The sequence below is a fragment of the Vibrio sp. 10N.261.51.C6 genome, from assembly GCF_041471785.1.
GTDB lineage: Bacteria > Pseudomonadota > Gammaproteobacteria > Enterobacterales > Vibrionaceae > Vibrio > Vibrio crassostreae_C.
Map to the genome: position 1 here is coordinate 24,313 of NZ_JBFRPB010000065.1, position 15,443 is coordinate 39,755.

Annotated in this window: 12 protein-coding genes and 1 pseudogene; 7 read left to right on the top strand and 6 right to left on the bottom strand. The window is 44.2% G+C overall.

Translation table 11 applies throughout. The features are described from left to right. Positions 1 to 17 precede the first annotated feature (17 nt). Positions 18 to 482 (top strand): exoribonuclease R, encoded by a 465-nt coding sequence (locus AB4375_RS17490; RefSeq protein ID WP_136974735.1) that lies wholly within the window; start codon positions 18 to 20, stop codon positions 480 to 482. 48 nt (positions 483 to 530) lie between these two features. Here AB4375_RS17490 and AB4375_RS17495 read toward each other — a convergent pair. Next, positions 531 to 1,286 (bottom strand): annotated as a pseudogene (locus AB4375_RS17495) (sensor histidine kinase); the annotation flags it as partial. A gap of 90 nt (positions 1,287 to 1,376) precedes the next feature. Between AB4375_RS17495 and AB4375_RS17500 the strand changes: the two are divergent. Next, complete coding sequence (locus AB4375_RS17500) at positions 1,377 to 2,138, top strand: IS5 family transposase (protein WP_026028612.1); 762 nt, start codon at positions 1,377 to 1,379, stop codon at positions 2,136 to 2,138. A gap of 229 nt (positions 2,139 to 2,367) precedes the next feature. Here AB4375_RS17500 and AB4375_RS17505 read toward each other — a convergent pair whose 3' ends face one another. Next, the gene (locus AB4375_RS17505; protein WP_017062629.1) at positions 2,368 to 2,709 is read right to left on the bottom strand and encodes a YggL family protein; all 342 of its coding nucleotides are present in this window, start codon (positions 2,707 to 2,709) and stop codon (positions 2,368 to 2,370) included. Positions 2,710 to 2,963: 254 nt separating this feature from the next. Between AB4375_RS17505 and AB4375_RS17510 the strand changes: the two genes are divergently transcribed. Then, positions 2,964 to 4,991: a PhoX family phosphatase gene (locus tag AB4375_RS17510; protein WP_372052147.1), complete on the top strand. Its 2,028-nt coding sequence runs from the start codon at positions 2,964 to 2,966 to the stop codon at positions 4,989 to 4,991. Between the two features lie 256 nt (positions 4,992 to 5,247). On the opposite strand, the gene AB4375_RS17515 is transcribed toward AB4375_RS17510, so the two are convergent. From AB4375_RS17515 to AB4375_RS17525, 3 genes are all read right to left on the bottom strand, one after another. Next, entirely contained in the window at positions 5,248 to 5,868 is a 621-nt protein-coding gene (locus AB4375_RS17515) for a LysE family translocator (protein ID WP_017064486.1), read from the bottom strand. Between the two features lie 164 nt (positions 5,869 to 6,032). Continuing rightward, positions 6,033 to 7,319, bottom strand: a complete 1,287-nt coding sequence (locus AB4375_RS17520) for a DEAD/DEAH box helicase (protein ID WP_017062632.1) — start codon at positions 7,317 to 7,319, stop codon at positions 6,033 to 6,035. 182 nt (positions 7,320 to 7,501) lie between these two features. Next, on the bottom strand, positions 7,502 to 8,485 hold the full coding sequence (locus AB4375_RS17525) for a GTP-binding protein (RefSeq protein WP_017069160.1): 984 nt from the start codon (positions 8,483 to 8,485) through the stop codon (positions 7,502 to 7,504). 551 nt (positions 8,486 to 9,036) lie between these two features. On the opposite strand from AB4375_RS17525, the gene clcA reads away from it, so the two are divergent. Then, positions 9,037 to 10,443, top strand: coding sequence for a H(+)/Cl(-) exchange transporter ClcA (gene clcA / locus AB4375_RS17530; protein ID WP_372052148.1), 1,407 nt, complete (start codon positions 9,037 to 9,039; stop codon positions 10,441 to 10,443). 239 nt (positions 10,444 to 10,682) lie between these two features. Next, on the top strand, positions 10,683 to 11,630 hold the full coding sequence (locus AB4375_RS17535; protein ID WP_017062635.1) for a TDT family transporter: 948 nt from the start codon (positions 10,683 to 10,685) through the stop codon (positions 11,628 to 11,630). A gap of 158 nt (positions 11,631 to 11,788) precedes the next feature. Here AB4375_RS17535 and hmpA read toward each other — a convergent pair whose 3' ends face one another. Continuing rightward, complete coding sequence (gene hmpA / locus AB4375_RS17540; protein ID WP_017072224.1) at positions 11,789 to 12,985, bottom strand: NO-inducible flavohemoprotein; 1,197 nt, start codon at positions 12,983 to 12,985, stop codon at positions 11,789 to 11,791. Positions 12,986 to 13,353: 368 nt separating this feature from the next. Between hmpA and norR the strand changes: the two genes are divergently transcribed. Then, positions 13,354 to 14,946, top strand: a complete 1,593-nt coding sequence (norR, locus tag AB4375_RS17545) for a nitric oxide reductase transcriptional regulator NorR (protein ID WP_372052149.1) — start codon at positions 13,354 to 13,356, stop codon at positions 14,944 to 14,946. A gap of 89 nt (positions 14,947 to 15,035) precedes the next feature. Then, positions 15,036 to 15,395 carry a glutaredoxin gene (locus AB4375_RS17550; protein WP_017062638.1) on the top strand — a complete coding sequence of 120 codons (360 nt, stop codon included), beginning with the start codon at positions 15,036 to 15,038 and terminating at the stop codon, positions 15,393 to 15,395. Positions 15,396 to 15,443: the final 48 nt, after the last annotated feature.

The window sequence follows — 15,443 nt, forward strand, 5'->3', positions numbered from 1 at the left end:
AGATTCAAGAGAACACCATGCAACGCGACTACACCTTAAATTGTTTAATCACCATGCCTCGCCATGAACTAGAAGAATTTAGTTTAAGAATGATCCATCGCCTTGTTCCTGAAGACGCAATGACAGAATTGTTCACGTTCGAACAAGAAGAAGTGACCAGCGAAGAGCGCATGCAGTCGGCAAAATTCGATGCGATGCTACGAATGACGGCGATTGCGCTTGGCGAAGTAAACCTAGCGTTTTCTGAGTCGGACAACTCACAACAGAACATTGAACGTATGACTCGTCTGCTTCTTTGGCACTTCTACTCGATCTCTTTCAACCTAGAAGAAGCCATCGCTATCGAAGTGCACTGTGAGAAGGTTGAAAAGATCTTAAAGAACGCCCCAAAAGATGCGTTGGGCTGGGTTAAAGAATTAACTGAGCTACTTCACTTCTACGCGAAAGTGAACGAAGGCAACGAAGACAGTAAAGACGCTTAACGTTAGTTCTACGTAAGTATACATCGAGCTAAACGAAGGCAGACAGAGCTATACCGAAGGCAAATAAAAGCTTTGCTGAAAGGAGTTCTCTGCCTCTGTTGTTTCTAGCACGCTGTGATGTAACATCAGTATCGACTGCGCGATCTTGGTTCCTATTCCCAAAGAACCATTCGGCGCTTCCAGTTCAACCTCATTATGAATCACCACCTTCACCCGTTTGGAATCCGCTTCAAAACCAACATCTAACGACACCACAGTGCCACTTGGGCTATGCCTCAATGCATTATCTAACAGATTCAAAATCAACCTCTCAAGCAGATCACTGTCACCCACAGCCTTGATTCCAATAGGCATATTAATGTTCAACTCAACATTTTTATGGCGATATTGGCTTTGTATCGTTTCTAAGCATTCGCTCATCAGCCCATTGAAATCGATTGAAGCGTATTGATATGTGGGTACCGAGTTATCATTCTTGGCGCTATCTAACAGCGAATGGAGCTGTTCAGATAACTTGTTGCCATTGCGATATGCCACATCTATGAGTGGATCCGAATGTGGGTTTTGAATCCTCCACGTTTCTAGATACCCCAATACACTCGACAATGGCGTTTTCAAATCATGACTGAGCTGTAATAAGCTTTGTCTTCGATGTGACGACTGATATTCAAGTTGCAAAAATTGCTGTTGAATGTGCTTCGCCATCAACTGATACGAGCGTGCAATCGGCACCAATTCTGGTACTTGATGAATGAAGTTCGGGTCCAATCGAAAATCTTGCTCTGCTTGTTGTTGCAACTTGTTAGGGCGTGTTGATCTTTCGTGAGTGTTTTTTGAACAGCATGGTAAAGAGTTATAATTTGCTTCGCCAAAAGTAAAACCATAACCAATACCATGCCAAGAACAATGCTAACTGATATTCGCTGGGAACTGCTACTCCAAGTTATGAAAAGTACAGGTCGTATTTACGATAAAACTGAACATCGAATGACATTTGAAGGAATACTTTATCGAATGAGAACAGGTATTCCTTGGCGAGATCTACCCTCTGAGTTCGGAGAGTGGAGTACCGTTTACAGACGATTTAATCTTTGGTCAAAGAAAGGGATTTTAGATAATCTTTTCAAAAGTTTATCTAACATGGCTGATTTTGAATGGGTATTTCTTGATGGCTCTATAGTTAGAGCACATCAGCATAGTACAGGTGCAGCTACTGAAAGTTCAGAGCAAATAGGAAAAAGTCGCGGGGGCAACTCAACAAAAATTCACTTAGCCGTAGATAGTGGTGGCCTGCCGATTTGCTTTGATTTATCAGAGGGACAACGCCACGATATAGTGCATGCCGAAAGCTTAGTTGAGCAACTCGATGAAGTTAATACCATCGTTTGTGATAAAGGATATGACAGCGAACCTTTCCGTACTTTTGTTAAGGAACGTGGCGGAGAAACGGTAATTGCTAAACGCAATTACGGACAAGATATAGACAAAGACAGTATGGATTGGTGTTTATACAAGTATCGTCACTTGGTCGAAAATGCCTTTGGGAGAATTAAGCATTATCGAGCTATTTCAAGTAGATATGACAAGCTAGAAAGGAATTATGCCAGCATGTTATCGCTGGCATTCATGTTAATGTGGCTACCGATGTATTGTTGAACGCGAAATGTACAGCAAAGATCAACACGCCCTAATATTTAATCGAAAAATATCAATTTATCATTTACGTCAGAAGGGATAGAAAAGAAGATAAAGAATAGAAATGGAACGAATAAAACGCAAAAAGGCCGAATCGATTTAACGATTCGGCCTTTATTCTAGCGTACTGTTGTTACTCTTTCCTAAGCCGTATTTGGCCTTTCAATCGAGCTAACAACACAACATCAAATTAGAACGCGTAGTTTGCGTCAATCAGTTCGCTAACTTCCACTTTGCTTACTTCAGCACGAGCTTCAAGCCATTGAGCAACTTGCAGTTGTTCTGCTTCTGTTACTGAACGGTAGCGCTCAATTGAGCATAAGAAACCTTCAAACAGCTCAAGGCCGCCGCCACCAAAGCACAGACCGATGCTGTCGATGAAATCAATGAACTCATCAATGAACACATCGTATTGATCAAAATCAGTAATCGATGTCTTGCAGCTTACTTCAAAACCCAGAATCGCGAATTCACCTAGGTATAGCTTTTTGCGTAGGCGACGATTTTTGTTTTCGATTTTATCTAATTTCATAACTGCCTCTCTTTTCGTTTGATAAAGCATTTATACACAGTTCCACATCAATCCCCAAGAGTTTTGTATTACACAAGGGTGTTAATGGCAAAAATCGTGCTACAGAAACAAAACCTTAATCAAATCTATAAAAATCTGTCACTTAACTGCTTCACGATTAGTCACACATTGACCCAACTTATTAACCAATTAGTTAGTAGGTGGGTAAGTCATGAATAACGAATAATAAAATCAGCCAATAGGAAGCAGTAAAGATGAGCAAGGAAACATTTGATAGCACTCGTTTTAATAAGAGCAAAAACAAACCCTTCGAAGAAGTTTTAGATGCGAACCTTTCAAGAAGAAATGTTCTCAAAGGCGGTTTAGGCATCAGTGCAATGACCGCATTTGGCGCGTTTGGTTTAGCAGGCCACAGCACAGCGCACGCGGCGACAGCATCATCTAGCGCACCGCAAAAAAGCACTGCTACACTTGCATTCGAATCGGTTAAAGGCTCACTGACAGACAGTGTCGTTGTGCCAAAAGGCTATACAGCACAAGTATTGGTTCCTTGGGGTACTCCACTTAACAAGCAAGGCAATGCTTGGTTAAAAGATGGAACCAACAACGCACAAGATCAAGCAAACTCACTGGGCATGCACCACGACGGCATGCACTTCTTCCCGCTTAATGGCAACAGCAACGACGGTTTGTTGGTGATTAATCACGAATACATCGACCAAAAAGCACTGCACGCTAATGGTCCTACATACGATGAAGGCAACCGCCCTAGCCTTGATGAAGTACGTAAAGAGATCAACGCACACGGCGTGAGTGTGGTTCGTGTAAAACTTGAAGGCAACCAATGGGTGATGGTCGATAACGATCCTCTGAACCGCCGCTACACAGGCGCGACCGTAATGGATCTGTCTGGTCCTGTTGCACACAGTGAATTTACCAAAACCAAGTTCTCACAAGACGGCAGCCTAGCTCGTGGCACGTTGAACAACTGTGGTAATGGCTACACACCATGGGGCACTTACCTAACGTGTGAAGAAAACTGGCCGGGTTATTTCGTTAACAAAGGCGAGACAACACCAGCGCAAGAACGTATTGGTATCGCTACCGACAAAACACGTTACGGTTGGGACACGCTTTCTGGTGACAAACAAGAACGCCTAGACGAATTTGCTCGCTTTGACGTAACACCAACAGGTGAGTCAGCAATGGACGATTACCGTAACGAAGCACACGGTCACGGCTACATTGTTGAAATCGACCCATACACAGCAAACTCTCGCGCTAAGAAACGTTCTGCACTGGGTTGTTTCCGTCACGAAGGCTGTACGTTTGGTAAGTTGACCGAAGGCGAGCCAATCGTATTCTACTCTGGTCACGATTCTCGCTTTGAATACCTATACAAATTTGTTTCTGAAGAGAAATGGGACCCGCGTGACGCAGAGCCGAGTAATCGCCTAAGTGCGGGTGACAAGTACATGGACAAAGGCACACTGTATGTGGCTAAGTTCAACGATGATGGTTCAGGCACTTGGCTGCCACTGACAATGAGCAGTAAGACCACAAACGGCGGTAAGCTAGGTGATTCATTTGATTCTCAAGCAGCACTTATCATTAATACCGCAGGCGCAGCCGACCTTGTAGGCGCAACGCCAATGGATCGCCCTGAATGGTGCTCTGTTGACCCAATGACTGGTACGGCTTACCTAACGCTGACTAATAACAACAAGCGTAAAGAAGCGAACTCTGCGAACCCTCGCGTAGACAATAAGTTCGGTCATGTTATCCGTTGGGATGAAGGCAAAACGGCAGGCGAGTTCGATTGGGATATCTTCGTATTTGGCTCTCCAGCAGTGGAAGACAAATCTATTAACCGCTCTGGTCTAACAGACATGAACCAATTCGCGAGTCCTGACGGCTTAGCGTTTGATGCTCGTGGTATTTTATGGATTCAGACAGATAACGGCGCAGATGAAGTAACGGGCTACACCAATGACCAAATGCTGGCAGTGGTTCCATCTCAATTAACGGATGACCAAGGCAACAGCGCGGTAATTGATGCAAACAATCAAGCGCAGCTAAAGCGTTTCTTTGTGGGACCAAACGGATGTGAAGTAACAGGCTTTACCATCAGCCCAGATTTCAAGTCACTGTTTGTGAACATTCAACACCCGGCAAACTGGCCATCGTCTGAAGATGCAACCGCACAAACTCAAGGCAAAGTCCGCCCAAGAGCATCTACGGTTGTGATTCGTCGAGAAGACGGCGGTGAAATCGCGGTTTAAATATACAACGCAGGCTAAGATCAGAAACATTTCTGTTATCTAGTCTCTGTTCGCTAGCTAAGTAAAATCAAAAAGAGCGATAAGGCCAAATGCCCTATCGCTCTTTTTATATTCTATGCATTCTTCGGTTTAAGTAAGAATCCGAATTTTCAAAACTCACCGTAATCCTAAGTCGTCATCATCCCACGTACGCGTCACCCTCGAGAAGGAGGAACGACTGAGTCGGGGATCTCTGCTCGTTGTAGGCTAACCAGAATTAGCTCACGAACAACCAAACACCAACGCCCATCATCAACGTACCTGCAATGCGGTTCATCAACTTAACATTGTCGGCTTTGCCCAGCATATGCTTTAAGCTCTTTCCGCCTGTCGCGTATAAGGTCATGCAAACAAACTCAGAAACCAGAATGATTGACACGAGAATGAACAACTGCGGTGCTAAGTCTTTATTGCTGTTAATAAAAGGAGGCAGCAAAGAAATCATAAACGCCCAGCCTTTTGGGTTCGCAATTGCAGTGACAAAACCTTGAACCACCAAGTCCCAATCATTGCTGACTTTTGTTGTTTGGTTGTCAGTACTGATCGCCAGTTTGCCTCTCGAACGCCACATCTGAACGCCTAAATAAAACAGGTAACCCGCACCAACAAATTTAAAGCCCGTAAATAGCCATGGGTAATTCAACATGATCGAAGCGATACCCAATACCGCGGCAATAGAAACCACAGCGACACCAGCCAGTTCACCGATCATCATCCATAATGTACGCTTGTATCCAACACTCATTCCAAGTGTCAACGCCAAAGTCATACACATACCGGGCGTGATTGACACGAAGAAAAACGTGGGAATAAAAGCCCAAAGTAGTGCGCTATCCATATTATTACCTTATCGACTTGTTTTTATTTATTAGTTCTTGTTTCTTGATCGGGCTTGAAATGAAGCGAGGTTGAAACGAAGCAGTAATGACAATAAACAATATTGCGATCAATACAAACAAAAAGAGCCACATAACAGTGGCTCTTTTCAATCACCAACCGTAATTACTTACGACGGTTTTTAATTCGCTTCATCATAGTCAAACGACGTTCAGCGCTTGCTTGATCTTGTGGCTCTTCGTTCGCGTTGTTCTTACGACCCTGACGGTTTTTGTAAGCCGATTTAGTGTTCAGCTTCTCGATGTAAGCATCACGTTTCTTCGGTTCATAACCCGGTTGTTCAACACGACGAATGCGCTGTTGAATCAGTTTTTCAACTTGAACGACAGTCAGCTCTTCTTCGCGGTTAACGAAAGAGACAGCGTGACCTTGCTTACCTGCACGACCTGTACGGCCAATACGGTGAACATAGTCTTCTGCTAGGAAAGGCATGTCGTAGTTAATTACGTGTGGTAAGTCTTCGATATCAAGACCACGAGCCGCAACGTCGGTTGCTACCATTACACGCGCTTTACCTTCTTTAAAATCGTCTAGAGCACGACGACGAGCACTTTGCGCTTTATCACCGTGACACAGTACTGCTTTAATGCCGTCTAGCTTAAGCTCTTTAACTACATCGTTCGCTGTTTCTTTGTAGTTAACAAAAACAAGCACTTGGCGCCAGTTTTTACGACCAATCAGCTCAGAAAGCAGTTCTGTTTTACGCTCTTGATCCACTGGGTAAACCACGTGGCCGACAGTAGCAGCCGTTGAGTTTTCGCGCTCAACACTAATACGTTTTGGTTTACGCAGAATATCAACAGACAGTTGGTTTAACTGAGTAGAAGTCGTTGCAGAGAACATCATGATTTGCGGTGATGTTTCTACATCCAACATGATCTTACGAACGGCATTGATAAAGCCCATATCAAGGATACGGTCAGCTTCATCAAATACTAGAAATTCTAGGTTAGCAATAGACACGTTACCCGCTTCTAAGTGCTCTTCTAAACGGCCAGGTGTTGCAACCAAAATATCCACACCCAGTTCTAGTTGACGAACTTGTGAAGACATCTTGTTACCACCGTAAACCGCAGAAACACTTAGATCTGTGTATTTAACGTAGTCTTTAATGTTTTGAGCGATCTGCGCAGCAAGCTCACGAGTTGGAGCAAGAATAAGGCCGCGAGCCGTTCCTCTAGACGCCTTTTTACCGCTGTTCAAAAGGTGTTGGATAACAGGCAATGAAAATGCCGCTGTTTTACCCGTACCGGTTTGAGCAGTAGCAAAAATATCATGGCCTTTACGAGCCATTGGAATCGCTTTTTGTTGAATTGGAGTGAGTTTTTCATAACCACACTCAGTCAACGCTTTGACTAATTCAGGAGCAAAACCTTGAGAGGAAAATGACATTGTTACGGGTTCCTTAAGCAGACAGCCTACATTCTTATTTCAGCCGAGCACTATAAAGTAATTAGAGTGATTTATCTCACATTTATCGTGATATAACGCAAACTTTCTCATTTAATCTGGTGTTTATCCCGCCTTCAACGAGGTAAACACCAAGATCCTTGGTTCAAACAGCAAAAACAGGGCTATTTGATGCCACACAGCTTGAGTAGAATCTGCTCGAGATCGCCCCATGGCATGAGCTGCGAGTCGATCACTTCCAGTCGAGATTCAAAGCCATCAAGCGTAATTTCGTTCACAGACACGACTTGATTCGCCACATTGAATGCGTAGCAACCTTGGTCGGTGTTCACCACGGCTTTTACACGTTCAGCCGTAAGATCCGACAGCATTGAAAACAGCGCATCAAAGTCGAACTTATGCTCTGCGCCAAATAGCCAACCGCAACTGAAATAGCCCTGTCCTTTATTCTCTTTACGGATGAAAGCTTCACCGGGAGGAAGTTGGAATTGAGGCTCTTGTTCAGCGTGATCGTGATGATGCGCTTCAATATGAGAGGAAGCACTGCCGTATACTCTTTCAATGTCCAACACTTCCAATGGCACTTCACCATCGTGAATTAGCTTATGGAAGACTTTTGCTGGCGTTTGATCCGTCACCCAATCATTGAACACATCGATGTCTTCAGAATGAACAAGGTCAACCTTAGTACCAAGAATCACATCTGCACTATTTAGTTGATCATTAAAATTCTGATTCGAGGTGTACTTTTCATTAGACAGATTTCGTGGGTCAACCAAACCAAGCGTCGCTTTTAAATCGACATATGGTGTGTACTGATCGGAAGTCAGTGTCGCTATAACCTGTTTAGGGTGACCAAGCCCTGTCGGCTCAATCAATAAACGGTCTGGCTTTTGGCGAAGTAAGGCATTAATACCTACCGACATCGGCACGCCCGCAGTACAACACATACAGCCACCCGGCACTTCTTTAATCAAAGCGCCTTGATCTGTCATTAATGCACCGTCAATACCGATTTCCCCGAACTCATTAACCAGAACAGCCCAGTTTTCATTCTCAGGTTTATTTTTTAGCAGGTTCAAGATGGCTGTCGTTTTACCAACACCCAAGAAACCCGTAATGATGTTCGTAGGAACTTTTTTAGTCATATCAGTTCTCCTTTTTAAGGGAGTATATACTCAATCACCAAAAAGTTGACCCCAATCGATTGTTTACACTGAGATTCGTTAATAGAGGTTGGCGCGAAAATAATCAGAAGAGATAAACAGTAGAGGCAGAATGTGGAAATGGGATGCTCCAGACGAACTAAAGGCGTACTTACTCAGTACGCCTCACCCTCGTTACTCAATCGTGAGTTCGCGAATCAGGAAGCCTTAAATATCGACCTGAACATTTAACGAGGAACTAAAACTTTGTTTCTGAATCCATCCAAATTGTGTGTAAAACCTCACTTCTCCTTGCGGTTCGTTATGTTGCTTTACGATTTAACTATGGTTCATTTTTGGGGATATTCAAGCCGCCGCCAGAGAATCGATCAAAATTGTGACGGTGATTCCACTATTGACCATAGATTCCATTTATGTAACACGTACATTCCATAAATGAAATTCAACTTTTCATCTTTGTTGCTATAGGATATGCGGAGGAAGCGTATAATTTAATGCAACCCCGCCTTAACTCATTCAGGAAACTTATTTCTATGACCACAAGAGAGAAAATTAAGCAGTCCTTATTAGCAAAAATGCCAAGGGATGCTATTAATCAATTTCTCTCAAGAGATAAGACCCCAGCTTCAGTTCTCTTTCTTTCTTGTATTGTGGGTGTACTTGCGGGTGTAGTGGGTACCTATTTCGAAGTTGCGGTTCATTTCATCACAGAAACTCGTACCGATTGGCTAAAAGATGAAATCGGTAGCCATTTACCACTGTGGCTTGCTGCTTTCCTTATTAGTGCTGCATTCGCCTTTATTGGCTATTTCCTCGTTCATCGCTTTGCTCCAGAAGCTGCTGGTTCAGGTATCCCTGAAATCGAAGGTGCAATGGACGGCATGCGCCCTGTTCGATGGTGGAGAGTATTACCCGTAAAATTCTTTGGCGGCATGGGCGCGTTAGGCTCTGGTATGGTTTTAGGCCGCGAAGGGCCAACCGTTCAAATGGGCGGCAGTATCGGTCGTATGGTCACAGATATCTTTCGAGTCAAAGATGATGACACTCGCCATTCACTGTTGGCTTCAGGTGCCGCTGGTGGCTTAGCCGCCGCATTCAATGCACCGCTAGCTGGCATCATGTTTGTGGTTGAGGAGATGAGACCACAGTTTCGCTACTCACTCATATCAATCAAAGCCGTCATCATCTCAGCAGTTTCGGCCAACATTGTATTTCGCTCTATCAATGGTCAATCAGCCGTTATTACAATGCCTCAGTACCAGCCACCTGAACTCGACGCACTTTGGTTGTTCTTGCTGTTAGGTGTGTTGTTCGGTCTGTTCGGTGTAATTTTCAATAAGCTGATCACGCTTTCCCAAGACCTGTTTGTGGCGATACACAAGAATGACCGTAAACGCTACTTGATGACAGGTACCCTACTTGGTGGTTGCTTTGGCTTGTTGCTGCTCTATATACCTGAATTAACTGGTGGTGGTATTGGTATCATCCCGAACATCACGAATGGCAGCTACAGCGCCAATGTGTTGCTGTTGATTTTCTTAGGCCGAGTCCTCACTACCCTGCTTTGTTTCGGCTCTGGTGCACCCGGCGGTATCTTTGCACCAATGCTTGCGCTAGGAACACTCTTTGGTTATGCGTTCGGGCTTATCGCGGCGGCATTTTTTCCTGAACTGAATATTGAACCGGGTATGTTTGCCATTGCTGGCATGGGAGCCTTATTTGCTGCCACTGTTCGAGCGCCTATCACTGGCATACTGTTGGTTATTGAAATGACCAATAACTACTACCTGATCCTGCCGTTGATCATCACCTGCTTAGGTGCGGTAATCATTGCTCAAATGTTGGGTGGGCAGCCAATTTACAGTCAACTGCTTAATCGTACGCTGAAAAACGAAAAACTAAGACAACAAGATCTCCCTCAACAAGAGAAAGTATGTTAATTACAAATGACTCATGAAACAAAAGCACACATTCAACGTGCTTAATCTCCCGATTCCGTATCAAAATCAAAAAAGCAAACGTTAAACTTGGTATCATCCACTCAAAATTAGTTGAGTGCCCTCAAAATCAATTGATGAAAGGCCTACACACTCTAACTAAAGCAAATATTCTAAAAGTCTTTAATTAACTAAGTCGGAGTAAGTCGTTGAACTGGAGAAGATTAACCCAAGTAAAAAATGTGCCGCCATCTCAGGCGTCTTTAGCACTTGGCGTTATTGGGTTAGGACAAGCTTGGGCGTTATATATCCCGGGCATTGGTGAGATAATTCGTCCCTACCTCGCTGCATTCGGCGCGCTATTATTGCTGCCTGTTTTACTGCGCTATTTAACGAGCTTTAATACCTTCCTTAATGACATTCGCCACCCGTTAAGTGGAAGCTTGATGGCACCAATGAGCATGGCTTTACTGATTCTGTGCGACTATTTAGCCGAGATATCGCCAGCTATCGCCTACCCAGTTTGGTTCTGCGCGCTATTGCTGCACTTTACCATGATGGTGTTGTTCTTTAGTTTTCAGATCATCAACTTCAAAATGTCGAACATTGTACCGAGTTGGTTTCTGTATCCGGTCGGTTTGATCAGCAGTTCCTTAGCTGGCACACAGTTCGGGCACACCGTATTTTCAGAAACACTTGCGGTCACTTGTATTGGTATCTATTTCCTTATGTTGCCAGTGGTGTTATACCGCTTGGTGTTCGAAGGCAATCTTCCTCGCCGAGCAAGACCAACACTCGCTATCATGGCAGCTCCGGTTAACTTGTCTTTAGCCGCTTACTTGGTTAACTTCGACAACCCAGACCCGATTCTAACAGGTGCATTGGCGGGCATTGCCATCACCATGACTTTGTTGATTTACTTGTGTTACATCCGCCTAATGCGTTTGAAGTTCCAACCTTCGATTGCTGCCGTCACCTTCCCATCTGTGATCAGCGCTATTGCCATGCATCGTCTAACTACATTTTTCGGCGCGGAATACCCACAATGGTATTGGCTACACAAGTTTGGTTTCTTTGAGCTAACCATCGCCACCATTCTAGTGATTTGGGTTGCCGGTGGTTACGTAAAAATGTACTGGCCTGAGTTTTTCGATTCCGACTACATGTCCAAGAAGATGAAACGTTCTTAGATAGAAGCGAAAAGATCTTAGCTGAACCATCGTGTTCTGCAGGAGTCGATGATGTCAGACAAAACCAACCAAACCCAAAAAGGCCTCACACTGTGAGGCCTTTGAATAGGCAAGGTATTAATAGTTCAGGCGAGTGTTACTAGAAATACCGAGACCTATTAGAAGTTAGCGTGAGGGCCGAATACTTCGTAGTGAACGCGTGAACGGTCAACTTTCATTGCATCTAGCTGCTCTACGATGTTCTTCATGAAACCAACAGGACCACAGATGTAGAAATCGCTCTCTTCAAAGCCTTTAGTATCAGAGATAGACGCTAGATCCATTTGGCCTTGATGCGTGTTTTCACATGCAGATTCGTCTTTGTTCATGTACCACGTTTTCGCTTCCCAACCTTTGTCGGCAACAATATCTTTAACACGAGTCGTGAAAGAGTGTTGGCCTACGTTCTCACAAGCGTGAAGGTAAAGTACTGGCTCGTTTTTATCTACCGTGTTTAGGAACTCAAGCATAGACTGCATTGGCGTTACACCAACACCTGCAGAGATAAGCGTTACTGGCTTGCTGCGCTCTTGATACATGAAGTCACCTGCTGGTGCGTATAGGCTAACTTCATCACCAACAGCAACCGTATCGTGTAGGTGGTTAGATACAACGCCTTGTGTCTCTTGGCCTTGTCCTTCACGTTTAACAGAAATACGGTATTGCTTGCCGTTTGGCTTATCAGACAGTGAGTATTGACGAATCTCGCTGTATTGAGAGCCTTCTGGTTTCACTTCGATACCGATGTATTGACCTGGTGTGTAATCCAGAACTTCACCGCCGTCTTTTGGCTGAAGGATAAAGCTTGTTACTAGCGCTGACTCTTCGATTTTGTCTGCAATCACAAACGCACGCGCTGCTTCCCAACCACCAACAGCTTGCTTACGCTGTAGGTAAAGTTCAGCTTCACGATCGATGAATACTTGCGCCAAAAATAGGTAAGCGGCTGTCCATGCTTCTTCCACTTCTGGAGTAAAGGCGTCAGCAGCTAGTTCACGTAATGTCTCAATCAGGTGCAAACCAACAATTTGGTAGTGCTCTGGTTGAATGTTAAAGCTTGTGTGTTTCTGAGCAATACGTTCAACGGCAGTTGTTAACGCTGCTAGATTTTCAATGTTCTTTGCATATGCCGCGATAGCTTCAAACAGTGCTACGCCTTGGCGACCTGTTCTTTGGTGCGTCATATTGAAGATATCTTTCAACTCAGGGTTATGCGTGAACATACGTTGATAAAAATGCTGAGTTAAAGCTGGGCCTGCGCTCTCAAGTAGAGGAATAGTAGATTTGATGATTTCGATATGTGCATTGTTAAGCATGAATTTACTCCGAACACTGAGCCTTATGACCTATATGTCATTTTGACTACTAAAAATTAAGAATGACTTATCGATTTTCTGAAACCTTAGTTATTTTTAGAAACTGAGTTATTTTGACTCGTTTTCATTTCAAAAAATCGCGAAACCTGATTAATGCAACCTGATTGATTGAGATCAAGAATAGTCTGTTTAATCAGCGCTATAATTGGGCTTCTCTGTATCTTCAGCACAATCAGTGCCAACTTTATCAATCCCCGTCATTACTGGTTTTCTTTTCAAAACTCATCTTATAAAAATGTCAAAAAGACCTTTTTTTTAAGTCAATAAGACTCTATTATGTAGATAAACACACACAGTTAGAGTTTTTTATGCAAGATATCTCCGCATCTACCCTCATGGAAATGACCATTGGCCTCGCAAGTGGTGTCAACGATCAAGATCGTTTCAATCGCCTGATCGATGCCATTCGCAAAACCATAACGTGTGATTGTGTCGCGCTTTTAAGCCTTCAAGGCGACACACTAGTACCTATCGCAATGCAAGGGCTCAGCCGAGATACGTTCGGTCGTCGCTTTATCATTTCGGAACACCCTCGCTTTGATGAGATCTGCGCATCACGTTCTCCTGTTCGTTTTGATGCTGATAGCTCATTGCCTGATCCTTTCGATGGCTTACTGATAGACCACGACGGCGATTTACCAATGCATGCCTGCATGGGTTTGCCTTTGCTATTTGGCGATAAGCTCTTAGGCATTCTGACTCTAGACAGCTTGAAACCTGATGTCTTTGCGAATATACCGGCGCGTAACCTTGAAGTGCTGGCAGCTATTGCAGCCTCAACCATGCAGATGGCATTGACCTTCTCGCAACTTGAACATCAAGCAAAACAGTCAAAGCAATTACTCGAAGAATTGAACGTAGAAGCGTGGGAACGTGACGGCGGTGAGTTGATTGGTAACAGTGACACCATGGTCGCGCTTAAGAACGACATCGCTGTTGTAGCTCCATCTGAGTTTAATATCTTGATTCATGGTGACACCGGGGTTGGTAAAGAGCTCGTTGCTCGTACCCTGCACCACCAATCGCAACGTAAGCGTAATCCGCTGGTCTACGTGAACTGTGCTGCTATTCCTGAGAACTTGGTAGAGAGTGAACTATTTGGTCACGTTCGTGGCGCATTTACTGGCGCAGACAAAAACCGCTTAGGTAAGTTTGCTCTAGCCGACGGCGGCACACTGTTCTTAGATGAAATTGGTGAATTGCCTTTAGCAGCACAAAGTAAGTTACTGCGTGCGCTGCAAAACAACGAAATCCAACCGGTAGGCCAAGACAACATCCAAACCATTGATGTTCGTGTTCTGGCTGCAACCAATCGAGACTTAAAACAAGAAGTTGAAGACGGTCGATTCAGAGCCGACTTGTATCACCGACTGAGTGTGTACCCTATCGCGGTACCTGCATTGAAAGAGCGTGGTGACGACATCAGCTTATTAGCTGGTTTTTTCCTAGAACAAGCGCGCCGTAAGCTTGGTATCAACCAAGTTAAGTTCCGTTCTGATGTTCTGGTATTCCTAAACCGTTACGGTTGGCCAGGTAACGTTCGTGAGCTTGAACACGTTATCAGCCGTTCAGCACTGAAAGCATTGGCTCGCAGCACTAACAAAAACCTCGTGACAATCACTAAAGAAGATTGTGGTCCTCTAGACCAAGATCAGCCAATTGCGACGACTCAGGTGAAAAACACACCATTATCGACACCAACGATCGACCTTTCTGCAGGGCTACGTGGTGCAACGGACGATTTTCAACGCAGTATCATTACTGAGGTGTTGGAAGATGCCAACTTTAACTGGGCACAAGCAGGGCGAGTTCTGAAAACAGACCGAGCAAATCTGACTCGACTGTCTAAGCGTTTAGGGCTAAATGTGGCTAAGTCTCATACGATCGAACGGACAAAATAGATATTAGCGGTTTGTTGCGAGCATCTGACAAAACTTGTGTATATAATGCTGCAAATTGTAACGCTAATTTTAAATATGTAGAGAGAGTTATGAAGTTTATCCGTTGGTTCTTAGGTCGTGTCATCTTGTTATTGAATTTTGTTTTCAGCCCACGTGGTGTGAAGCGTTCTCAAGAAGAACAAAGCAAAGTAAATGAGCAAGCAAAAACGCACACGTTATACCAATTCGAAGCGTGCCCATTTTGTGTGAAGGTGCGCCGCGCGATGAAACGTCAGTCGGTTCAATTTGAACTTCGTGATGCAAAAAACAACGAGCAACACCGTGCTGAGCTTGAAGCTGGCGGCGGTCGTGTGAAAGTGCCTTGTCTACGTATCGAAAAAGACGGTAAAACTGAGTGGATGTACGAATCTTCAGATATCGTGACTTACTTAGAAAAGCAGTTTGCATAAGCAATAAAGCAACAAAAGTCAGATACAAAAAATCCCTCGAATGTGAGG